This is a genomic window from Burkholderia sp. AU30280 (assembly GCF_020420125.1).
Lineage (GTDB): Bacteria > Pseudomonadota > Gammaproteobacteria > Burkholderiales > Burkholderiaceae > Burkholderia.
Genome location: NZ_JAIZRY010000011.1, coordinates 73,431 through 95,469 on the forward strand (window position 1 = coordinate 73,431; position 22,039 = coordinate 95,469).

The 22,039-nt window shown below is 63.2% G+C and carries 18 protein-coding genes and 3 pseudogenes; 15 read left to right on the plus strand and 6 right to left on the minus strand.

The annotated features are described in order from the left end of the window. The first annotated feature begins 6 nt into the window (after positions 1-6). From LGN17_RS24300 to LGN17_RS24325, 6 genes are all read left to right on the plus strand, one after another. Positions 7-1,293: a hypothetical protein gene (locus LGN17_RS24300; RefSeq protein WP_226198920.1), complete on the plus strand. Its 1,287-nt coding sequence runs from the start codon at positions 7-9 to the stop codon at positions 1,291-1,293. Next, complete coding sequence (locus LGN17_RS24305; protein ID WP_226198921.1) at positions 1,290-2,522, plus strand: hypothetical protein; 1,233 nt, start codon at positions 1,290-1,292, stop codon at positions 2,520-2,522. The genes LGN17_RS24300 and LGN17_RS24305 overlap by 4 nt, the downstream gene beginning before the upstream one ends. 1 nt (position 2,523) lies before the next feature. After that, on the plus strand, positions 2,524-3,651 hold the full coding sequence (locus LGN17_RS24310; RefSeq protein WP_226198922.1) for a glycosyltransferase family 4 protein: 1,128 nt from the start codon (positions 2,524-2,526) through the stop codon (positions 3,649-3,651). Further along, complete coding sequence (locus LGN17_RS24315) at positions 3,648-4,448, plus strand: polysaccharide lyase (protein ID WP_226198923.1); 801 nt, start codon at positions 3,648-3,650, stop codon at positions 4,446-4,448. Before LGN17_RS24310 ends, LGN17_RS24315 begins: the two co-directional genes overlap by 4 nt. 131 nt (positions 4,449-4,579) lie before the next feature. Then, positions 4,580-5,659, plus strand: a complete 1,080-nt coding sequence (locus tag LGN17_RS24320) for an aspartate-semialdehyde dehydrogenase (RefSeq protein ID WP_226198924.1) — start codon at positions 4,580-4,582, stop codon at positions 5,657-5,659. Continuing rightward, on the plus strand, positions 5,656-6,420 hold the full coding sequence (locus LGN17_RS24325) for a WecB/TagA/CpsF family glycosyltransferase (RefSeq protein WP_226198925.1): 765 nt from the start codon (positions 5,656-5,658) through the stop codon (positions 6,418-6,420). Before LGN17_RS24320 ends, LGN17_RS24325 begins: the two co-directional genes overlap by 4 nt. A gap of 193 nt (positions 6,421-6,613) precedes the next feature. On the opposite strand, the gene LGN17_RS24330 is transcribed toward LGN17_RS24325, so the two are convergent. Next, positions 6,614-7,630 carry a 1-aminocyclopropane-1-carboxylate deaminase gene (locus LGN17_RS24330; protein WP_226198926.1) on the minus strand — a complete coding sequence of 339 codons (1,017 nt, stop codon included), beginning with the start codon at positions 7,628-7,630 and terminating at the stop codon, positions 6,614-6,616. Between the two features lie 198 nt (positions 7,631-7,828). Between LGN17_RS24330 and LGN17_RS24335 the strand changes: the two genes are divergently transcribed. From LGN17_RS24335 to LGN17_RS24350, 4 genes and pseudogenes are all read left to right on the plus strand, one after another. Further along, on the plus strand, positions 7,829-8,329 hold the full coding sequence (locus tag LGN17_RS24335) for an Lrp/AsnC family transcriptional regulator (protein ID WP_226198927.1): 501 nt from the start codon (positions 7,829-7,831) through the stop codon (positions 8,327-8,329). A 246-nt stretch (positions 8,330-8,575) separates the two neighbouring features. Further along, a pseudogene (locus tag LGN17_RS24340) lies at positions 8,576-8,671 on the plus strand (ArsR family transcriptional regulator); the annotation flags it as partial. A gap of 234 nt (positions 8,672-8,905) precedes the next feature. Continuing rightward, complete coding sequence (gene poxB, locus LGN17_RS24345; protein WP_226198928.1) at positions 8,906-10,627, plus strand: ubiquinone-dependent pyruvate dehydrogenase; 1,722 nt, start codon at positions 8,906-8,908, stop codon at positions 10,625-10,627. Positions 10,628-10,636: 9 nt separating this feature from the next. Continuing rightward, positions 10,637-10,993: a hypothetical protein gene (locus LGN17_RS24350; protein ID WP_226199145.1), complete on the plus strand. Its 357-nt coding sequence runs from the start codon at positions 10,637-10,639 to the stop codon at positions 10,991-10,993. Here the strand turns inward: LGN17_RS24350 and LGN17_RS36900 are convergent. Continuing rightward, a pseudogene (locus LGN17_RS36900) lies at positions 10,988-11,137 on the minus strand (ISKra4 family transposase); the annotation flags it as partial. The gene LGN17_RS24350 and the pseudogene LGN17_RS36900 sit on opposite strands and share 6 nt — an antisense overlap. Positions 11,138-11,240: 103 nt before the next feature. Between LGN17_RS36900 and LGN17_RS24355 the strand changes: the two are divergent. The 5 genes and pseudogenes from LGN17_RS24355 to LGN17_RS24375 form a co-directional block, all read left to right on the plus strand. Then, complete coding sequence (locus LGN17_RS24355) at positions 11,241-12,764, plus strand: GMC family oxidoreductase (RefSeq protein ID WP_226198929.1); 1,524 nt, start codon at positions 11,241-11,243, stop codon at positions 12,762-12,764. A 15-nt stretch (positions 12,765-12,779) separates the two neighbouring features. Further along, entirely contained in the window at positions 12,780-14,234 is a 1,455-nt protein-coding gene (locus LGN17_RS24360) for an aldehyde dehydrogenase family protein (RefSeq protein ID WP_226198930.1), read from the plus strand. Next, positions 14,231-15,223: an amidohydrolase family protein gene (locus tag LGN17_RS24365; protein WP_226198931.1), complete on the plus strand. Its 993-nt coding sequence runs from the start codon at positions 14,231-14,233 to the stop codon at positions 15,221-15,223. Before LGN17_RS24360 ends, LGN17_RS24365 begins: the two co-directional genes overlap by 4 nt. A 122-nt stretch (positions 15,224-15,345) precedes the next feature. After that, positions 15,346-15,987, plus strand: coding sequence for an NADPH-dependent F420 reductase (locus tag LGN17_RS24370; protein ID WP_226198932.1), 642 nt, complete (start codon positions 15,346-15,348; stop codon positions 15,985-15,987). A gap of 64 nt (positions 15,988-16,051) precedes the next feature. Beyond that, positions 16,052-16,141, plus strand: a pseudogene (locus tag LGN17_RS24375) (IS3 family transposase); the annotation flags it as partial. Positions 16,142-16,287: 146 nt separating this feature from the next. Here the strand turns inward: LGN17_RS24375 and LGN17_RS24380 are convergent. The 4 genes from LGN17_RS24380 to LGN17_RS24395 form a co-directional block, all read right to left on the minus strand. Further along, positions 16,288-18,531, minus strand: a complete 2,244-nt coding sequence (locus LGN17_RS24380) for a xanthine dehydrogenase family protein molybdopterin-binding subunit (RefSeq protein ID WP_226198933.1) — start codon at positions 18,529-18,531, stop codon at positions 16,288-16,290. Next, positions 18,528-18,992 (minus strand): (2Fe-2S)-binding protein, encoded by a 465-nt coding sequence (locus LGN17_RS24385; RefSeq protein WP_226198934.1) that lies wholly within the window; start codon positions 18,990-18,992, stop codon positions 18,528-18,530. The genes LGN17_RS24380 and LGN17_RS24385 overlap by 4 nt, the downstream gene beginning before the upstream one ends. A gap of 238 nt (positions 18,993-19,230) precedes the next feature. Next, on the minus strand, positions 19,231-19,668 hold the full coding sequence (locus tag LGN17_RS24390; protein ID WP_319000860.1) for a DoxX family protein: 438 nt from the start codon (positions 19,666-19,668) through the stop codon (positions 19,231-19,233). A gap of 63 nt (positions 19,669-19,731) precedes the next feature. Beyond that, positions 19,732-22,038 (minus strand): FdhF/YdeP family oxidoreductase, encoded by a 2,307-nt coding sequence (locus LGN17_RS24395; RefSeq protein WP_226198936.1) that lies wholly within the window; start codon positions 22,036-22,038, stop codon positions 19,732-19,734. Between the last annotated feature and the right edge of the window lies 1 nt (position 22,039).

Below are 22,039 nucleotides of genomic sequence, written 5' to 3' on the forward strand. Positions count from 1 at the left end.
AACATCATGCTGCGGAATGCCGACGCCGAAAAGCTGCTGGGCCGTGTCGAAGCGCTTGTCTGTACCGGCGCGCCCGGTCTTTATCGCGTGCTGACGTTCTGGGTCATCCAGCGGATCTATTCGCTGGACGAGCTTGGGGCTGCGGCGTCCAACCTGTCGATCGCGCAGATGATCGGCTTCTTCACGGCCATCGGCTGGGCGACGCTGATTCTGGTACGCGTACCGGCGACCGACGGGAAGCAGGCGGCGCGCGGCGCGTTCTACTCGTTGGTGTCGATGGCGGGATGGACCGCCGTGGCCGCCACGTTCGCATGTGTGCTGGTGTCCGCGACCGGTCTCGTCGCGTTCGATCTCGGCGGCGTGGTCGCGCTGATGTGGGGCTGGACCGTGTATCAGCTCGCGCGACATTTCTTCGTGTCGTACCGCCGCTACCGGATCACGATCGCGTTCGACTGCCTGCTGATCGTGGGCTCGTGCGCGATGCTGTGGATTGGCACGCGCCACGGCCATTCCGCGTCGTTGTGCCTGGCCGTTGCGCTGGTCGTGGTGGCCGTCGCGATGTTCGCCGCGATCGGCGCACCCGATCGTCGCGCGTTTTCGATGCGCATCGACGTGAAGGGGCTGCAGTTCGGGCTGACCAATTTCCTGTCCGGCGGCATCGCGCTGGTGACCGTACCGGTGGCGAAGGCGATGTGCGGTGCGTCGTTCGCGGGGATGCTGTCGTTGTTTTCTTCGGTGACCGCGATGGGCAACCTGCTGCCGCGCGCCATTTCGATCGCGCAATTGCCGGACCTCGTGAAGCGGAAGAAGGACGAGGCGCCGCTCGATGCGACGCTGGGCGCGATGCGGCGCAATATCGACCTGTCGAATCTGGTCGTACTTGTCGCGAATCTTGCGATGGTGGCAGGACTGACCTACCGATACGGGCTCGACGGCCACGGCGTGTCCGCGGTGCTCGCAGGCGGCGTGCTGCTGGCGATCCAGTGCGCGGCCGGCGTGCTCGGTGTCGTCAGCAGCAACGTGATGATGGTGTTCGAGCAGAGCGCGGTCACCGCGCGGATCAACATCGGTACGTCGGTGTTGTTCGTCGCATTGCTCGGCGGCTGCGTCGTCATCGGCGGCGAAACCGGGTTCTTCTGCATGCTGGCGTCCGCGGTGGTCGTGACGCTGATCCGGAACGCGATCGTCGTGATGCATGCACGGCGGGTATGCACGGCCTATGCGGAATCGATCGGGGCATTGGACGCAGCCGATACGAAAGCGACGCCGGCGGCGTCGGGAGCGCGTCCATGAACGCGGCCGCCCGATTCCCGGCGATCGTGCCGCATCGTCGATCGCGCGTCGCCGACCTGGGCGCCGGACTGCTGGCGCTCGCTTACTTGGTCTTCTGCGTCAGCGACACGCTGCTCACGCTCGACGACGATCGTTCGCAGGTCGTAAAGATGAGCGCGTTCGGCCTCGTGTTCGCGGCGATTCTGCTGCGCCCGCGCTTTCACCGGCTGGCCGTCGTCGCGCTCCCCATCGCCGTGTCGCTCTGCATCGGGATGCTGCTGTCGTTCAACGTCCATGCAGGGATCGAGGAACTCGTCCGCTTCCTCTTTCCGGTCGCGATCACGGTGGCGATCTTCCCGTACCGCGACCGGCTCGACTTGCTGGTCAGGACGTTCATCGGCGTGGTCGTGAGCAACGACCTGTTTCAGCTGTATTTCTATGTGTCGTACGCGATCGGGTTGCCGCTGTTCATGCCGGTGCGGATCGACTCGGGATTGTTCCTGCGTGCGCAGGGGTGGATGGGATTCTTTTCGGAATTCAGCTTCATCAACTTTTGTGCTTTTCTGCTGTGTCGCTTCCATTTTTGCAATTCGTCCAGGCAGAAATGGTCGTGGGTATTCCTGCTGTTCTCGCTGCTCGGATTTTCTTTCAAGATGTACGTCGCGATCATTCTTTACCCGGTATTTCTTGGCTGGCGAGATATTCGAGTCTGGGCGGTGTCGTTTCTCGCGATGCTGGCCGGAACTCTGTTTCTCCTGATCGGATTATTCGATTCGTTCGTTCGGGTCGCGATGGCGAAACTGTCGTTCTACATCCTCTCCGGTAACTCGGCGCGAGCGGAATCCTATCGGGTGATGTTCGAGTCTCTGCTGAACGGCAATTTGCTCGGTGAGGGCCTTGGGAGTTTCGGCGGCCCCGCGTCGGTGAAGTACGACTCGCCGCTATATCAGACCTATCACTTCAACTGGTATGGGCTCGCCGGTGTGTTGAAGACCACCGATACGTTCTACCCGCATCTGTTGGTCGAAATGGGCTTGTTTGGCGCGATTCTCTGGCTTGCATTCATGCTTTTCTATGGGCAATCCAGGAGGAAAAACATGATCTGGATGTATGTCGTTCTTGCGTTTTGTTTCGACAATCTGTTCTCGATGGCATTTCTCTCGCCATCCTATGTGTTTTCAGCGTTGCTGATGATGTATGTGTTTTCCGCGCATGCCAGGTCATCGAGGGGGGAATCGAATGAGACATGAGATGAATGACGCGGGGATTCCCAACGCGAACCGGATCAACGTATTGCACGTCGGCCCCGGATATGGTCAACGCGGCGGTATTGCTTCGGTACTCGGGGAACTGGCCGCCCGGCGGGCCAGCTTCGAGCGTGCCGACATCGGAACGACGATCTTCGAAACACATGGCTTCCAGAACACCGGATCATCACTGCGGTTCTTTTCGTCGGACATGCCGAAATTCATCTTTGCCGCAAGGGGAGCCGACGTTGTGCATTTCCACGTTTCGGAGCGTGGTTCCTTCTACCGAAAGTTCGCCCTCTATCTGATCGCGAAAGCGATGCGACGACGGGTGGTGTTCCATTTGCATTCGGGTAATTTCGACCGCTTTGTCGTGCGTGCCGACGGCGTGACGCGTGCGGCAATACGTCAGTTCATAGGAGGCGCTGACGCGGTAATCGGCGCGTCTTCTGCGTCGGCACGGCTGTTGAATCAGTTTCGGAGAAACGCTGACGATACAAGCGTCGTTGCCAATTTCGCGACGGATGCGGAACATGATGCAATGCACTGCGGTTCGCATGATCGCCCGCGGGCCTGCGTTCAACCCTATATCGCATTTGCCGGTCGCCTGTCGACCCAGAAAGGCGTCGACGTGCTGATCGAGGCTCTCGGCCTACTCACGAGGCAGGGATTCGATATCGCGCTGAGGCTGGCCGGCGAAGGTGATACGGAGCGATGGCGTGGCGTTGCACACGCTCATGACGTGATCGATCGAGTCCATTTCGAGGGATGGCTGGAGCGCGACGACAAGCTCTCGTTCTATCGAAACGCATTCGTGTTCTGTCTGCCTAGCCAGTTCGAGGCATTCGGTATCGCAGCACTGGAAGCCATGTTCTGCGGTGTGCCTGTCGTCGCCACACGGGTTGGCGGGCTAGAAGATCTGGTGAGCGAAGGTGTGACCGGGTATCTCGTCCCACCCAATGACGCCGAGGCACTTGCTGGCCGTGTTCGTCAACTACTCGAAGATCCGGCGCTCGCGACTCGCATGAAAGCCGCCGCACTGTCCCGGGCAAAACAGGACTACGTCGCCGAGGTGATTTCGGAGCGCTATGTTCATTGCTATCGCGACATCACGAACGGAGCCGCCATATGAAATTCGGCAAACCCGTCACGTCCGGCACTGTGCTGATTGCGGCAGGGCTCCGATCAATACTTGTCGTGGCTTGTGCAACGACGACGGCGGTTCGCGTGGAGTCTGCCGATTACCAATCCGTTTATTCGAACTCGTGGCATAACGGTCTGAACGGCCTGACGTTCCAGCAAACCACGTCGACGAATATCACGCTGGTGGACGATCCGGTTGCCTCCGGCCGTCGCGCGATTCGAGTCGAACTTCGAAAGAGTCAGGATTTTTCCCATCTGATCAATCGGTTGCCGAGGGCAGAATTTCTCTTGCCGCGCAACATCCAGCTTGCTCCCGGACATGAATATCTGATCCGGTGGCGCACCTATCTTCCGAGCGATCTCAGATTCGACAGCAAGCAATTCGCAATCATCACTCAAATTCACCAGGGTGAGCATAGTGGCTCACCCCCTGTCATGCTGCAACTGTTCGGATCGGAATACATCATATCCGTCCGCGGCGGCCACGATACGACGCATGACACGCAAAGACATCTCTGCTGCGCCGCGAATGACCGGGGAAGATGGGTTGACTGGACGATCCTCTATGCGCCCGATTCATCGGGTCGCCAGGCTATTACGCAGGTGTGGAAGGACAAACTCGCCGTTTTCGATGCGAATGGCATACCGAACGCTTATGTCGGCGATCGGCACAGCTATCTCAAGTTCGGCATCTACAAGCCAAGTTGGCAAACCTATCCCACTGACGTCGATGCACTCGCCGTGTATTTCGGCGATGTCTCCGTGGATGTCAAGAGAAACGATTGATGACTGCATTTCCCGATCCCGCCGCCGTCGCCGACGGCCTGCTCGCGCATTGCCAGCGCCACGACTACGCGGGCCACGATCCGTTCGATGGCCTGAACAGCCGCCTGTTTCGTTATTCCGGCCTGTCATGCTTGCCGCTCGCGCGCATCGCGTGGCTTCAATTTCACAAGCGCAGCCCGATCAATCTGCGCGGTCTGGCCGGCGTCCCACGCAAGCGGAATCCGAAGGGTATCGCGCTGATAATTCTCGGTTTGCTTGAACGTGAGCGCCGGATCGGCGACGGAACGAGCGTTGCGGAAGCGCGCTTGCTAGGCAACTGGCTGCTGGAGCAACGCGTCGACCGGCGGCTGTGGCGCCATAGTGCATGGGGTTATCACTTCGACTGGGCGGCTCGCGCCTTCTTTGTGCCGGTCGGCACGCCGAACGCAATCACGACGTGCTACGCCGCGCGGGCGCTGTACGCGCTTGGCGACGCGACCGGAGATTCCCGTTTCATCGACACGGCTGTCGATGCCGGATACTTCCTCGATTCGCTTTATACGGAACACGACGGTTCCGGATACTACGCATACATCCCGGGCGAATCAGCGTTCGTCCACAACGCGAACCTGTGGGCGACCGCATTCGTTTTAGAGACGGCTCGCCGAGCCGGCGATTCCGCGATGTGCGAACGCGCGCTGCGTGCGGCGACGCTCAGCGTGTCGATGCAGCGCGACGACGGCGCATGGGCGTACGGCCTGCGTAGTCATCACGCGTTCGTCGACGGCTTCCACACCGGCTACAACCTCGAGGCGCTGCACTGCCTGCAACAGGCCGCTGGCACGCGGCGTTTCGACGACGCGATCGGTCGGGGCCTCAAGTACTACCGGAACACGCTCTTCACACCCGACGGCACAGCGAAATACTACGCCGACCGGATCTGGCCTCTCGACATGCATTCGTTCGCGCAAGCGCTGATCACGCTGCTGACGGTGTCACCGGTGGAGTCCGACCGTCCGCTGGCGCAGCGTGTATTCGATCGCGCGATGCAGACGCTCTACCTGCCTGCCGAACGCCGCTTCGCCTATCAGCGCACGGCTCGTTCCGTCAATCGCGTTGACTACCTGCGATGGACGCAAGCGTGGGCGTTCTACTCGATCGGCCTTCTTGCGAACCACGTCAAGCCCGACGCTCTGTCGTCCCATTCCCTGTCCCGGGGAGAATTCGCATGAATCGCATTGAACTGTTCGGCTGTCCGATGGACGTCGGCACCATGACCGAAACCGTCGAGCTGATCCGCGATCGCATTGCGTGCTCGCAATTCACGCAGCACGTGGTCGTCAACGTCGCCAAGCTGGTCAATATGCAGGCCGATCCGGAGCTGGCCGCCTCGGTGCATGCTTGCGATATTGTCAACATCGACGGGATGGGTGTCGTGTGGGGCGCCCGCCTGCTTGGCCATGACGTTTCGGAGCGCGTCGCCGGCGTCGACCTGTTCGAGCGCCTGCTCGACATGGCCCAGCAGGACGGCCTGCCGGTTTTCATGCTGGGCGGCTCCGAGGCCGTTGTGCAAAAGGCGGCCTGCGCAGTCTCGGCAAAGTACCCGATGTTACGGATTGCCGGTATTCACCATGGCTACTTCTGGGATGACGAGCGTACCGTCGTCGACCAGATTCGTGTGTCGGGCGCGAAGCTCCTGTTCGTTGCGATTACGTCGCCGTGCAAGGAAAACTTCATCAATCGCTGGAAATCCCAATTGGGCGTCGATTTCGTAATGGGCGTAGGCGGGACGTTCGACGTGGTGGCTGGGAAGGTGAAGCGTGCGCCGCTGTGGATGCAGCGCAGTGGCCTTGAGTGGGCGTTCCGCGTCATCCAGGAACCGGGGCGGATGTGGAAGCGCTATCTGTCGACCAACAGCCGGTTCCTCGTGATGCTGACAGGTGCGTATGTGTCGCGGTTGTTTCGGCGTAAGGGAGAGGTCGACGCACATTAGATGTGTTCTTGCCGCCCACATGCTCGTTGCAACGGTCTGTCACGTGGGTCCGCAAAGCGGTTCGTCCGGCGACGCGTGCTTTTGACGAGCAAATGACGCGCGCGGCATCGACGAACCGCGCCGCCTGGCACTCGTTCGGCGGAGGCTCGAAACGGGCGCTAACAGCGCGCGCCGCGCCTCCGCCCGGCCCACCTCACCCCTGTCGGAAAATCTCCGCATACGCGCTCAACGCCGGCACGCCGCCAAGGTGTGCATACAGCACCTTCGAGCCCGGCTCGAACTCCCCGCGCCGCACCTTGTCGATCATCCCGTGCATCGATTTTCCTTCGTATACGGGATCGGTCAGCACGCCTTCGAGCCGCGCGCACAGACGAATCGCCTCGAGCGTGCCGTCGTTCGGCAGCCCATATTCGGGGCCCGCATAACGCGTGTCGAGCACGACGTCCTGCTCGTCGATGCGACGCCCGAGTTCGACAATCTCGGCCGTGTGCCGCGCGATGCGCGTGATCTGCGCATGCGTCTTCTCCGGCGTCGCGGATGCGTCGATCCCGATCACGCGATCCGCGCGGCCGTCCGCCGCGAAGCCGACGACCATCCCCGCCTGCGTGCTGCCCGTCACCGAGCACACGACGATGTAGTCGAACTTGAACCCGAGCTCGGCTTCCTGCTGCCGCACTTCCTCGGCGAAGCCGACGAAGCCGAGCCCGCCGAGCGGATGCTCGGAGCAGCCGGCCGGAATCGGATACGGCTTGCCGCCCGCCTGCCGCACGCTCTCCATCGCTTCTTCCCAACTACGGCGGATGCCGATGTCGAAGCCGTCGGACACGAGCCGCACGTCGGCACCCATCATCCGCGATAGCTGGATGTTGCCGACCTTGTCATACACGGGGTCCTCATAGTTGACCCAATGCTCCTGCACGAGCACGCATTTCATCCCGAGATGCGCGGCAACGGCCGCGACCTGACGCGTCTGGTTCGACTGGACGCCGCCGATCGACACGAGCGTGTCCGCACCCTGCTCGAGTGCGTCGGGGATCAGGTATTCGAGCTTGCGCGTCTTGTTGCCGCCGAACGCGAGGCCGCTGTTGCAGTCCTCGCGCTTCGCATACAGCTCGACCTTGCCGCCGAGGTGCGCGCTCAGGCGCTTGAGCGGCTGGATCGGTGTGGGGCCGAAGGTCAGCGGATATCGGGGGAAGCGTTGCAGGTTCATCGGCTTTTGTCTCCGGAAAGGCAGGGTTGGCGCAGGCATCGGTGCGCTCGGGAGCGGCCGGCACGCCGTCTCCCGATGGAAAAATGATAGGCAAGCACGCGAGAAATGAGCTTGCGAAATCAATATCGTCGACCTACGTTAATGACGACTCGAATGTCGATGAAGCAATTCGAGTTCGAAAAAACGGAGTCTGACGCAATGAAATTAAGTGGAAAACCGACGATGCCGGCCGATGCCGCGCCCGCGCTCGATCGCATCGATCGCGCGATCCTCAGGCAGCTTCAGCAGGACGCGTCGATCTCGAACGTGAGCCTCGCCGCGAAGGTGAAGCTGAGCGCGCCGGCGTGCCTGCGGCGCGTCGAGCGGCTCAAGGAGATGGGGATGATTCGCGGGATCGTCGCGCTGCTCGACCCGAAGCCGCTCGGGGCCGGCATGCTCGTCGTGATCGGCTTCGTGCTCGACCGCTCGACGCCGGAAGCGTTCGCCGCGTTCGAGAAGGCCGCGCAGAAGGTGTCAGGGTGCGTGGAGTGCCACGTCGTGACCGGCGAATTCGACTACTTCATGCTCGTGCGCACGCGCGACAACGAGAGCTTCAACCGGCTGCATGCGGAACAACTGATCTACCTGCCCGGCGTGCGGCAGGTGAGGTCGTTCATGGTGCTCAAGGAGATCCTGTCGACGCATGCGCTGCCGGTGTAGCGCATGCGTGGCGCGTGGCCGGCCGGTCGGGCTGCGTCAGCGGCGCGTCCGGCGAAAACTGTGTGTATCGGTGGCGTGGCCCGGCAGGGCAGCGCATCGGGAAGCTCGGGCACCGCGCGCGCATAGTCGGTCGCGGCGATCACCGGCCCGCGCGTGCCGGCGAGCGCGGCGGTCACGTCAGGCGTTGCGTCGGCATCGTCGGCAAGCCATGCGCGCCGCTCGGCTGCCATCCCGTCGCGCTGCGGTTCGCTGAAGCAGGTGCGCTACAAGACCGCGTTGCCGTTGCCGGCGGCGGGTCTGACGCTCGTCGATCCGGACGAGGCGGCGTCCGACTGGAGTTGAGCGCGGTCCGCGTGCCTGTCCGTTCGCTGACGGAACGGTGACGGAACCATGACGCCTGCCGTGCGAGCCGCGCCGGATCGAACGAATCGCGCGGCGGCGCCTCATACGGCAGTCGGCCCGCCCGCGTCGTCACGACGGGGCGCGGGTCAATCGCGTATGCTCGTCCGGTCGGCGCGTGTGTTCGAGCGCACGGTCGGTTCATGCGTGTCTCGATCCATCAACAGTGAGGGCATCATGGCAAGACAGACGATGGCGGAATACCTGGCGAAGACGCTGGCGGCAGCGGGCGTCGAGCGCATCTGGGGCGTGACGGGCGACAGCCTGAACGGCCTGTCGTTCAGCCTGAGCCAGATCGGCTCGATCCGCTGGATGCATACGCGGCACGAGGAAAGCGCCGCGTTCGCGGCCGGCGCGGATGCCGCGTCGACCGGGCGGCTCGCGGTGTGCGCGGGCAGCTGCGGCCCCGGCAACCTGCACCTGATCAACGGGCTGTACGACTGCCACCGCAATCACCAGCCGGTGCTCGCGATCGCCGCGCACATTCCGTCGACCGAGATCGGCCTCGGCTACTTCCAGGAAACCCATCCGCAGGAGTTGTTCCGCGAATGCAGTCACTTCGCGGAGCTCGTGACGAACGCATCGCAGTTCCCGCGCGTGCTCGCGCGCGCGATGCGCACCGCGATCGACGAGCGCGGCGTCGCGGTGATCGTGCTGCCGGGCGACATCGCGCTCGGCGACGGCCCGGACGAGCTGCCGGCGTGGAGCGAATCGGCGCCGCCGTCGATCCTGCCGGCCGACGCCGATCTCGACCGGCTCGCGGCGCTGCTCAACGCGTCCGATGCGGTGACGCTGCTGTGCGGCAGCGGCACGCAGGGTGCGCACGATGAAGTGGTCGCGCTGGCCGACACGCTCGGCGCGCCGGTCGTGCATGCGCTGCGCGGCAAGCAGTTCGTCGAATGGGACAATCCGTTCGACGTCGGGATGACGGGGCTGATCGGCTTCAGCTCGGGCTATCACGCGATGGAGTCGTGCGACACGCTGTTGATGCTCGGCACGGATTTCCCGTACCGGCCGTTTTATCCGTCGAACGCGAAGGTTGCGCAGATCGACTGGAAGGGCTCGCAGCTCGGGCATCGCGCGCCGCTCGCGCTCGGCCTCGTCGGCACCGTGAAGGAAACGATCGCGGCGCTGCTGCCGCGCCTCACGCGCAAGACGCAGCGGCGTTTCCTCGAGAACGCGTTGAAGCATTACGCGGCGGCGCGCAAGGGGCTCGACGATCTCGCGGTGGCCGAGCCGCCGGGCCGCGCGATCCACCCGCAATACCTGACGAAGATCGTCGACGAAGTCGCGGCGGAAGACGCGATCTTCACCGCCGACGTCGGCACGCCGACGCTGTGGGCCGCGCGCTACCTGACGATGAACGGCAAGCGGCAACTGCACGGCTCGTTCAATCATGGCTCGATGGCGAACGCGATGCCGCAGGCGCTCGGCGCGCAGGGCGCGCATCCGGGGCGGCAGGTGGTATCGCTGTCCGGTGACGGCGGGCTGTCGATGCTGCTCGGCGATTTGCTCACCGCACGCCAGCTCAAGCTGCCGATCAAGATCGTCGTGTACAACAACAGCCTGCTCGGCTTCGTGTCGATGGAACTGAAGGCGGCCGGCTATCTCGACACGAACGTCGACCTGAGCCCGACCGACTTCGCGGCGATCGCGAAGGGCGCGGGCATCTTCAGCGTGCGCGTCGAGCATTCGGAGAACGTCGAGGAAGCGCTGCGCATGGCGTTCGCGCACGACGGGCCGGCTGTCGTCGACGTCGTCACGTCGAAGTACGAGCTTGCGATGCCGCCGAAGATCGAACTCGCGCATGCGAAGGGCTTCAGCCTGTTCATGCTGCGCGCGATTCTCAGCGGGCGCGGCGACGAGATCGTCGAGCTGGCGAGAACCAACCTGCGGTAATGCGGTGCCGTGCGCGGTGCTTCGGGCAGCGCGCGCGGCGCACCGCACGGACGAGCGCGCCGGGGGGCGTTCGTCGGTGCGGGACGAATCGAACAATACGACAAGAAGGCAATCGAGATTCGTGCCTACGAGGCATCCGACCTGCACACGCTGTCGGCCATCTGGTTCGATGTATTGCTGCTCGCGCATCCGTTTTTCGGCGACGCGCGGCTGCGTGAGCAGCGCACGCCGCTCGAAGCGGTTTATCTGCCCGAGGCGGAAACCTGGGGCGCGTGCCGGGCCGCAGACGCAATTTCTACCACTCCCTACCGATCAGATCCGTCGCCTGTGGCTCAAGCGCCATCTTGCACTCGAGGCGCTCCGTAGCGGATGCGGCGACGTTGAAGCCCACACTCGTGGCGGCTTGCCGGTTTCGCCCAGTGCAGCCACGACGAATGCGATCGACGATGGCCGGTTGCCGGCTTCTACGCGATTTCGCGTGCCCGAACCCTTGCGATTGCAACGAGCTTTAGGTTGCCGTAATTCGAACCGATAGTTCTGGTATTGCGTCCGGGAAATCACCTTGCCTCGGGTTAATCTGCATTCAGATAACCGAATCCAAGGAGAAAGCCCGATGAGCAAAGCCGATATCAAGAGTCCGGTAGCACATGTGGTCGACGTTTTGATTGTGGGTGGAGGGTCGGCAGGCGCGGTGCTGGCGCGGCGCCTGAGCGAGACCGCGAATCGGCGCGTGTTGTTGCTCGAAGCCGGCGCCGCGTATGACGCCTGGGGCTATCCACATGCGGTCGCGAACAGCGACCAATTGGGCGCCGCGACCGGACATGATTGGGGTTATCGATCAGAGCCCGGCTTCGTCGAACATCCGATCGGCGCCTTTCGAGGCAAGGTCCTGGGCGGAAGTTCGGCTGTCAATGGTTCGGTGGCCATTCGAGCAAGACCGCAGGATTTCGATAACTGGGCGCTGGCAGGCTGGTCGTATGAAGATGTCCTGCCGGCCTTCAAGAAACTGGAGCACCGCGTCGGCGGCGCGGATGCGCTGCATGGCCGCAACGGTCCGTTGCCGGTCCGTCAACTCGAGCGCGATGACATCACGCCCATGCAGCGCGCATTCATCGACGCATCGATCGCAAATGGATTCCAGCCGATAGACGATTTCGACGGGCCAGATGCGCATGGCGTCGGTCCCTACCCGATGAATATCGTCAACGGGGTCCGCGTCAATACCGGTATCGCGTATCTGGATAACGAAGTCCGCGACCGGAGCAACCTGGAAATTCGCGGCAACGCATTGGTCGATCGGGTCCTGTTCGACGGTACGAAGGCCATCGGCGTGCGTTTGGCGAATGGCGAGGAAATCCATGCAGGAGAACTCATTCTCAGCGCCGGCGCTTATGGCAGCGCAGCCATCCTGCTGCGTTCGGGGATCGGCCCGAGCGCGGATCTGCGCGCGTTGAGCATTCCCGTGGTGGCGGATTTGCCGGTCGGCCAGCGCCTGAAGGACCATCCGTTCTATTACAACGCGTACGCCGCGCACCCGGACAGGATAGGTGCGCAGTCGCCGGTGATCGGCGCGAAGCTGTGGACGCGCAGCAAGCAGGCGAAGCCCGGGGATCTCGATCTCCACGTGACCGCCACGCATCTGTTTCCCCATGATCAGAGCCCGACGAAGGTCGGTTTCGTGCTGGCGGTCGCGCTCACGCGTCCGCTGTCGGTGGGCCGGCTCAGCCTGGTCGACCGGAATCCGGAGACAGCACCGCGCATCGACCTCAACTTCCTCGCCGATCCCGGCGACCGCGCCCGGTTGCTCGACGGCGTCAAGATCGCGCGGCGGATTGGTCAAACCGAACCCCTGTCTCTCCTGATTCATTCCGAACTGGCGCCCGGCATCCACGCGCGCACGGATCAGGAGATGCTCGATTCGATCAAGGCAACGCTCGACACCTATCATCATCCAACGTCGACGGCCCCGATGGGCGGTATCGGCGACAACGGGGCGGTGGTGGATCTGCAGGGCAGCGTCCACGGCGTATCGAACTTGCGCGTGGTCGATGCGTCGATCTTTCCCGACGCCATCTCGGTGGCGACCAATGTCACCACGATCGCGGTCGCCGAGCATATCGCTCGGCACTACGCCTGAGCAGGGGATCCGATCATGGCGATCACGACAGCCCTGCATTGGATCGACGGCGCCTGGATCGACTCCGGGACGCACCGTGATTCGGTCGATCCGGCAAGCGGAACGGTCATCGGCAGATACGCGGATGGCGGCGAAGCGGTGGCCGAACTGGCGATCGCCTCGGCGAGGAAGGCGTTCGACACGGGAAACTGGAAACACGACGCGTCGCTGCGCGCGAAGGTGCTCGACGAACTGGCCGCGTCATTCGAGCGGCACGAGGAAGCCCTGATCGAACAACTGGCGCTGGAAAACGGCAAGGTCAGGGCGGAGGCGCGCTTCGAGGTCACGATGGTGCCGTCGAAGTTGCGTTTCTACGCAGCGCTGGCGCGTGCGGAGCGTGGTCACAGCGGCACGCCGAGACCGGATGTGTTGTCGGTGGTGGTGCGCGAACCGATGGGCGTCGCCGGGATCATCGTGCCCTGGAATTCGCCGGTCGTGCTGTTGATCCGCTCGCTGGGACCGGCGCTGGCGGCGGGCGTCACGACGGCCATCAAGATGCCGGGGCAGACGGCCCAGACCAACTCGCTGGTGGCGCGCGTCATCTCCGAAGCCCCCAGCTTGCCGCGCGGCGTGATCAACCTGTTCAACGAGTCTGGCGCCGAAGGCGCGAAGCTGCTGGTCGCGTCGCCCGCGGTGCCGGTGATTAGCTTCACCGGGTCGACGGCGACCGGCAGGGCGATTTCGGCGGTGGCTGCACAGCGCATCAAGCGCGTCGGACTGGAACTGGGCGGGAAGACGCCGCATCTGGTATTCGACGACGCCAATCTGGACGCGGTACTTCCGATTCTCGAGAAATCGCTGACAGTCTTTGCCGGTCAGTTCTGCATGACGGGTTCGCGGTTGCTGGTACAGCGCGGCGTTGCGGCGCAAGTACGCGAAGGGCTTTCCAGGCGACTCGAGGCGGTCCGCGTGGGGCCCGCCGCCGATCCGGCCAGTGACATGGGGCCGCTGATCGACAAGCCGAACGTGGCGCGGGTCGATGCGATGGTCGAGCAGGCCATCGCGGCGGGTGCACGGGTGATTACTCGCGGCGGACCGGTTCGGGAGGGCGTGCTCGCAAAGGGTGCGTTCTATCGGCCCACGCTGCTGGAGGTGACCGACCCGAAGCTGCCGATCGTGCAGCAGGAGGTATTCGGTCCGGTGTTGACCTTGCAGGTTTTCGATACGGAAGAAGAGGCGGTGGCGCTCGCGAACGACAGCGAATACGGTCTGGCGGCCGGAGTCTGGACGCAGGAGGTTCACCGGGCGATGCGGGTTGCCCGCGCGCTGCAGGCGGGTACGGTCTGGATCAACGATTGGGCGAAGGTCTACGACGAATTCGAGGAAGGAGGCTATAAGCAATCCGGTCTTGGACGCCTGAACGGTGTCGCCGCGATCGACGATTTCGTCGAGTACAAACACATCACGTTGAATACAGGACATGTGTCATGAAAGGAAAAATCGTGCTCGAGGAGCACCTGACGACCGAGTTGAATAACGGCCTGTGGGATGCCGCGGGTGAAGCGGCTCGCAATGGCAAGGCCTACATGGAAGATGTCGATGCGAGGCTGCTGGACGTGGATACGCGCTTGAGCGACATGGATGCGAACGGTATCGATATCGCGATCCTCTCGCTGACGTCACCCGGCGCACAGTCCATTCTCGATGTAGGGCAGGCCGTGGATTTCGCCAGGAAGACGAATGACCAGATCGTGGAGCAATTTTCCTCTCATCGATCCGGTCGCCTGAAGGCATTCGCGACGGTGGCAATTCAGTCTCCGCGGGCCGCGGCGGATGAGCTTGAACGTGCGGTCGTGGAATTGGGCATGAAAGGGGCGTTGATCAACGGGTACACGAATATCGGCGATCGCGACACCGCGCAGTACCTCGACGAAGAACCGGTATGGGAGTTCTGGGAACGGGTATCGACGCTGAATGTACCCGTGTATTTGCATCCGAGGGAGCCGCTGCCGGTTCAGCAACGCATCTATGCAGGATACGAGTCGCTGGTGGGGTCGGCCTGGGGCTTCGCTCATGAAACGGCGACGCATGCGATCCGGTTGATGCTGAGCGGCTTGTTCGATCAGTACCCGAACATCCAGATCATCCTCGGCCATCTCGGCGAGGGCTTGCCGCTCATGCTGCCGCGCCTCGAACATCGGCTCGACATGCAGCGCGAAGGGGCGGGGCTGGGCAGGGCAAAGCGGCGGGTGAGCGAGTATTTCAGCGAGAACTTCTACATCACCACGGCCGGTCACTTTCACACCAAGGGGTTGTTCAACGCGATCAGCGAGGTCGGAACGGATCGCGTGATGTTTTCGGCCGATTATCCCTACGAGAGCATGACTACCGCGAGCCAGTGGTTCGATCACGCATTGCTTAGCGAAAACGACCGGCAAAAGATCGGGCGGGACAACGCCGCCCGGCTGTTCGGGCTATAGCTTCGCGAATACGGAGGACACGTTTCGTTTCGAGGTATCGATCGTTCGGGGGCGCGTCGCTTTGACGAGCGGAAACGGATGTCGTGCAAATGTGCGGAAACGTTTGTTATCAGGAGAAGGGAATGGAACATGTTGCAATCATCGGCCTGGGGAACATCGGGTCGCGTCTGGCGAAGAACCTCGTCGCCGGCGGGGTTTCGTTGATTATCGCGGATGCCGACGAGGATAAGGCGAAGCAGTTGGCGGACACGTTGGGAGAACGGGTGACGCATGCAACGCTCGATCAGGCCATCGACCGGGCGGACATCGTCATCTTCGCGGTCTGGTTCGACGTCATCAAACGCTATTTCGAAACCCACGGCGCGCAACTGGCTGGCAAGATCGTCGTCGATACCTCGAATCCGATTGCACCCGACAACGCGGGTGGCTTCAAGAAAATCCTCCCGGAAGATCAGTCGTCGGGGCAAGTCCTCGCCAGCCTGTTGCCGGTCGGTGCGAGGCTCGTCAAGGCGTTCGGCACCCTGGGCGCGGCGTCGCTGACGTCGGGTGCGAATCGTCGCCCGACGCGGGCCGTCGAATTCTATGCGGCGGACGACGCGGCAGCGGGAGACGCAGTGGCGAAACTGATCGACGCGAATGGATTCGATGCCCTGAAAGTGGGTGGAATCGACCAGTCGATTCGCATCGAGGTCTTCGGCGATCTTCACGAATTCGGCAAGCTCGGCCGTCTGGTCTCGGCCGATGAGGCTGCGAAACTGATCTAGAACAGGTCTGGGTGAGTGTCCAGTGCCGGCCGCGTGGCCGGCACCGGATGACTTGCTTCCGGTCGGCTACCGGCGGCTGCATGCAATCGTGGAGCGCGAAGGCATTCATGCGAATCGCAAGCGCGTGCATCGCCTTTATCGTGAAGGGGCGGTTCATCTTTCATAAACGTCAGATAAGGCGCTATAAGGTCCAATTCGTCATCCTGGACACAGGTCGAGGACGGTCTCCGCTTTTCCAACTCCTTGTGACGTGAATAACGCGCTCCAGTGAGCGGAACGGCATTGTTCCGAACGGCGGGATCACGCAAATGCACCGCGTAACTTATCGGGCGTGATCGGTAGATCCCGGATGCGGCGGCCCGTCGCATGCGCGATTGCATTGGCCAGTGCCGCCGCCGCCGGCCCGACCGAGAACTCGCCCGCGCCCAGCGATGCTTCGTCGGGGTGATCGATCAGCTCGATATCGATCGGCGGTACTTCGTCGAACCTCAGGATCGGGTAGTCGGCCCAGGCGCGCGTCGTGATCTTGCGTCGGTCGAATGCTACGCGTTCCTTCAACGACCAGCTCAACGCCTGCACGATGCCGCCTTCGATCTGGCTTTTTGTGCCGTCCGGGTTGACCACGCGCCCGACGTCTGCTGCCATCGTGACGCGCGTCACCTTGACGATACCGCGTTCGCGATCGACCTCGACCTCGACGACCGCGGCTGCGTAGGCCTGGATGTTCTTGTAGCGCGAGTAGGCGAGACCGCGTCCGCGGTGTCCGTCGCCTCGCGCGCCAGCGCGCCAGCCGGCGCGCCGCGCGCATGCGTCGAGTACGGCCAGCGCACGCGGGTCGCTCAGGTGCGCGCGGCGGAATGCAACGGGATCGATGCCGGTTGCGGCGGCCAACTCGTCGATGAACGATTCGATCGCGAACACGTTCGCGTAGGCGCCCAGCGTGCGCAGCGAGCTGGTGCGGATCGGCGCGTCGAGCAGCAGGTGATTGACGACGCGCTGGCGCGGCAGGTCATAGACGGCCACCGCGTTGCGGTCGCCGTTTCCGTACGGCTGCGGAATATGCAGCGGCGGCGTCGGCGAGAACGGCCTCGCGAGATCCCAGGCGGCAAGCAGATTGATCCCGCCTTTCTGGCCTGGTCGCGCCGCATGGGTGTTGCTCCACAGCTCGTATTGCCAGTCGACGATGCGGCCATCGTTCGACAGAGCAGCCTTCACCTGAATCGCCATCGCGGGGCTGATCGGGGACCATGCGAATTCGTCGTCACGCATCCATTGGAGCTTGACCGGCCGGCCGGGCACCTGACGCGCGAGCAAGGCCGCGTCGAGCGCGGCGTCGTCCGCACCGTTATGGCCGTAGCAGCCCGAGCCTGCCGTATGCACGACGTCGACGGCGGCGACCGGCATGCCGAGCACCGTTGCCAGATCCCCGCGTAGCGGAAACGCGCCTTGCGTATGTGACCAGACGGTCAGGTGCGCGTCGTTCAGCAGCGCTACCGCGCAGGACGGCCCGATCGACGCCTGCGACAGGTACGGCCGCGAATAGGTCGCCTCGAAATGCCTGGCGTCGGCGGGTGGCGCGATCTCCTGGCCGACCGACGCAACGATGCTGTCTTCGCTGCGCCAGCGGTGCAAGGCCTCGGGCAGCGCATTTGCGTCGGGCAGGGCGGTGCCGTCGTCGCTCCATTGCGCGGCGGCGGCCAGTGCGCCGCGCGCGGCGATCGCCTGTTCCTCGCGCTGCGCGACGACGCCGAGAAAATTCCCGTCGCGCACCACGGCAATAACGCCCGGCAGAGCGCGCACGCGTGCGTCGTCGAGCGCGAGCAGTCTGACACCTGCGCGCGGGGGCCTGACGACTCGGCCGAACAGCATCCCGGGCATGCGCAGATCCTGTACGTAGGCGGCCTCGCCGGTGAACTTGCCGGGCAGGTCGAGGCGCGGTATCGCCTTGCCGACCAGACGGAAGTCGGCGGGGCGTTTCGGCACGACGTTCGCCGTCACTTCGAGGTCGAGCAGATCGCGCTTGCCCGCGACCAGGTCGCCGTAGCTGACGGCGCGGCCGCCGGCGGCCAGTACGCGGCCGTTTTCGGTCCGCAACGTGCCGACGGGCACGCCGAGGCGGATCGACGCCTGCTGAAGCAGCGTCGCGCGGGCCTGGGCGGCGGCGATCCGGAGGGCGGCACCGCTTTGCTCGATCGACTGGCTGCCGTATGTGTAGCCTTCGTTCGGGCTGCGCGTCGTGTCGGCCGACACCATCTGCACCCGGGCGAGATCCGCGTCGAGTTCGTCCGCGGCAATTTGCGCGAGCGCTGTGAGGATGCCCTGGCCGAGTTCGGCTTTGCCGGTGAAAACCGTGATGGCGCCATGTTCGTCGATGCGGATCCAGCCATCGAGCCGGCGGTTCGTTCGCAGGCTGATTGGCAGTGCCGGTTGCGCCGCGCTGCCGGCCGGTTGGGGCAGTGCGCTCAATGGGGTGAGCGTGAAGGTGGCGACGAGCGCGCCCGCAAATTTGCCGAAGTCGCGGCGGGTAAGTTTGGCGACGTTCATGCGCGCATCTCCCGCGCGGCGCGCAGGATCGCGCGGACAATACGGTTATGCGCGCCGCAGCGGCACAGCATGCCCGACATCTCGCGGCGGATCGTCGCCTCGTCGGGGTTCGGATTGGCATCCAGCAGCGCCTTCGCGGCGATCAGCATCCCGCTCGAACAGTAGCCGCACTGGGCCGCCTGTTCGTCGATGAATGCTTGCTGCACCGGATGCAGCTTCGCTCGCGAACCGAGACCTTCGATGGTCGTCACGGGCGCGTCGCCCACGGCTCCGACCGGAAAGACGCAGGAGCGCACCGCGGTTTTGCCGATCAGCACGGTACATGCGCCGCATTGCGCCTGTCCACAGCCGAATTTGGGGCCGTTCAGGGCGAGGTCGTTGCGCAGCACGTAGAGCAACGGCGTATCGGGCGCTGCTACGACGGTGTGCGTCCGCAGGTTGACTTGAAGCGAAAGCGTCATGGAGTGCTCCTGGCGGGTTGCCGGAGGGGGCCTCGTCTTGACCACGAGGTTGCTGCGTAAAAGGATTTCGTATGCGATCGGGGGCTGTCGGAACGGGTTGATAAGTAAAACAAAATAAAAATTTTACGAACCATCGAGAAATCCAACGGACCTAATCATGAATTTCTCAATAGCTTATAAGTATTGGGAAATTTTTTAATCTGGCGGGCGATCCGTAATGGATCGCATACGGTTTCCATCAGTGGCGATCGATCGAGAAGCGGCCGGGGCCGGAGACGATCAACACCAACAGACCGCCCACGATACTGACGTTCTTGTAGAAATTGATCTGGTTTGCATACTGGTCGGCACCCGTCATGGTCCAGTACGGGTGACCGATGAAGGCGGTGCCGAGCGTGTAAAGCGCGAGCAGCAACGCCACCGGCCGCGTGTAGAAGCCGGCCACGATCAGCAGCCCGGCCACGAACTCCATCACCACCGCAATCACCGCCGCGAGCGTCGGCACGGCCACGCCTGTCGACCCCATATACGCAACGGTGCCGGAGAAGCCGATCAGCTTCTGCCAGCCGAACATGACGAACAACACCATCATCAGCACGCGTGCGATCAGCAGCACGTTGTCCTGTTGCTTGTCGAAAGAGAGGTAGCGCATGGTTGGGAGATTCTCGTGAAAGATTGATTGATATCGTGCGATCGACAATGCCCGGCGCCATGTCGGCGCGTGGCGTCTCGTTTATGGTCAGGTCGATTCTGCGGCGGTCTCGCGAGGCGCGTTCGACAGCGAGCGAACGATCCGGACCGGCACCGACTTGTACGATGGAGTCCCGCTCTGTTTGTCCACGTAATCGAGCGGAACCAGCTTGTTCGCTTCCGGATAGTAGGCCGCCACGGAACCCGGGGCGATGTCGTATGCGACCACCGTAAGACCTTCCATGCGGCGCGTTCGGTCCGCTGAGAGGGTTTCGATGTCAACGAGATCGCCGTGTTCGAGCCCGCGCGACGTGAGATCGCGTTCATTCATGAAGAGGATGTCGCGCCGGCCGAAGACGCCACGATACCGATCGTCCATCGTGTAGAGCGTGGTGTTGTATTGGTCGTGGCTGCGGATCGTGGCCAGTCTCAACATGCCCTCGTCAGCGACGTCGTCATCCTCGGCGAGACCGTCGAACACGAAGAATTCCGCCTTTCCGGAGGCTGTCGGCCAGATGCGTTCCGCCGGCGGGAGCGGCAATCGGAACCCGCCGGGCGTCTTGATGCGGGCGTTGAAGTTCGCGAACTCCGGAAGCACGCGCTCGATCAGGTTCCGGATGCGGTCGTAGTCTTCGATCAGTGCTTGCCACCGGATCTTGCTGTCCGGCAGCGTGGCACTGGCGATGCCGGCAATGATGGCCGGCTCCGACAGCAGGTGTTCCGACGCGGGTTTGAGTTTCCCCTGCGACGCGTGCACCATCGACATGGAGTCTTCGACCGTGATGGCTTGACGCCCGCTGGTCTGGATATCGGCTTCCGTCCTGCCGAGGCAAGGCAGCAGAAACGTTTCCTTCGCAACCAGCAGATGCGACCGGTTCAATTTGGTGCCGAGATGCACGCTCAATTCGAGTCGCTGCATGGCGGGAAAGCATTGATCCGGGTCAGGTAGCGCGACCGCGAAATTCCCGCCCAGGCAGAGCAGCGCCTTAGACTCACCGGCGATGATCGCCTGCATGGCCTTCACGGCGTCGTGCCCATGCTGTCGAGGCGGCTTGAAACCGAATGCGTGTTCGATCCGATCGAGAAACGTGGTGCTCGGTTGCTCGGTGATGCCAACCGTGCGATTGCCTTGGACATTCGAGTGTCCGCGCAACGGACAGATGCCTGCCCCCGGCTTGCCGATATTGCCGCGCAACAACAGCAGATTGACGATCTGCTGGACGTTCGACGTGCCCTTGTTGTGCTGCGTGATGCCCATGCCGTAGGTGACGATCGTGGCCTTGGACTTGGCGTAAAGCGCGGCCACGCTCTCGAGATCGGCGCGAGTCAGGCCGCTCGCCACCTCGATCTCGGCCCACTCGGTGGTGTCGAGATCGTCGACCAGGGCGGCGATGCCCTGGGTGTGCTCCGCGATGAAACGGTGATCCAGGACCTCGCCGGTCGCCGCATCCAGCGCAAGGAGCGCCTTCATCACCCCCTTGAGCGCGGCGGTGTCGCCGCCTACTTTCACCTGCAAATAGGTCGAGGCAATCCGCGCGGAACCGTAGGTCGCCATCTCGAGCGGATTTTGCGGATCCTCGAAGCGCTCCAGCGCACGCTCGCGAAGCGGATTGAACACGACGATCGGCACGCCGCGTCGCGATGCTTCATGCAGGGTGCCCATCATGCGGGGATGATTGGTGCCCGGATTGTGGCCCATCGAGATGATGAGTTCGCATTGGTCGAAATCGGCCAGGGACACCGTGCCTTTGCCGATGCCAATCGATTTCGGCAGGCCGACGCTGGTCGGTTCGTGGCACATGTTCGAGCAATCCGGGAAATTGTTCGTGCCGTATTCCCGCGCGAAGAGCTGGTACAGGAAGGCCGCTTCGTTGGAGGCCCGGCCCGACGTGTAGAACTCCACGGAATCGGGGTTCGGGAGACGGTTCAGGATCGCGCCGATACGGGAGAAGGCGGTATTCCAGTCGATTGCCCGGAACGTATCGCTGGTGCGGTCGTACACCATCGGATGCGTGAGTCTTCCCAGGTCTTCCAGATCGAAATCGCGCCATGCGCGCAGTGACGAGACCGTGTGGCTCGCGAAGAATTCGGGCGGCACGCGTTTGGTCGTCGCTTCCCAGGTCACCGCCTTTGCGCCGTTCTCGCAGAATTGAAACGTCGAACCATGCTCCTTGTCCGGCCATGCGCAGCCGGGACAATCGAAGCCGTCCGGCTGGTTGGTCCGGAGCAGCGTGACGGGCGCTTCGATCGTCTCCATCTGCAGGCGTATCGCCCTGGCCGTCGCGCGCAGCGCGCCCCATCCGCCGGCCGGCCCGTCATAAGGCCGGATGCCGGGTACTTCACGTCGCTTGGTCATA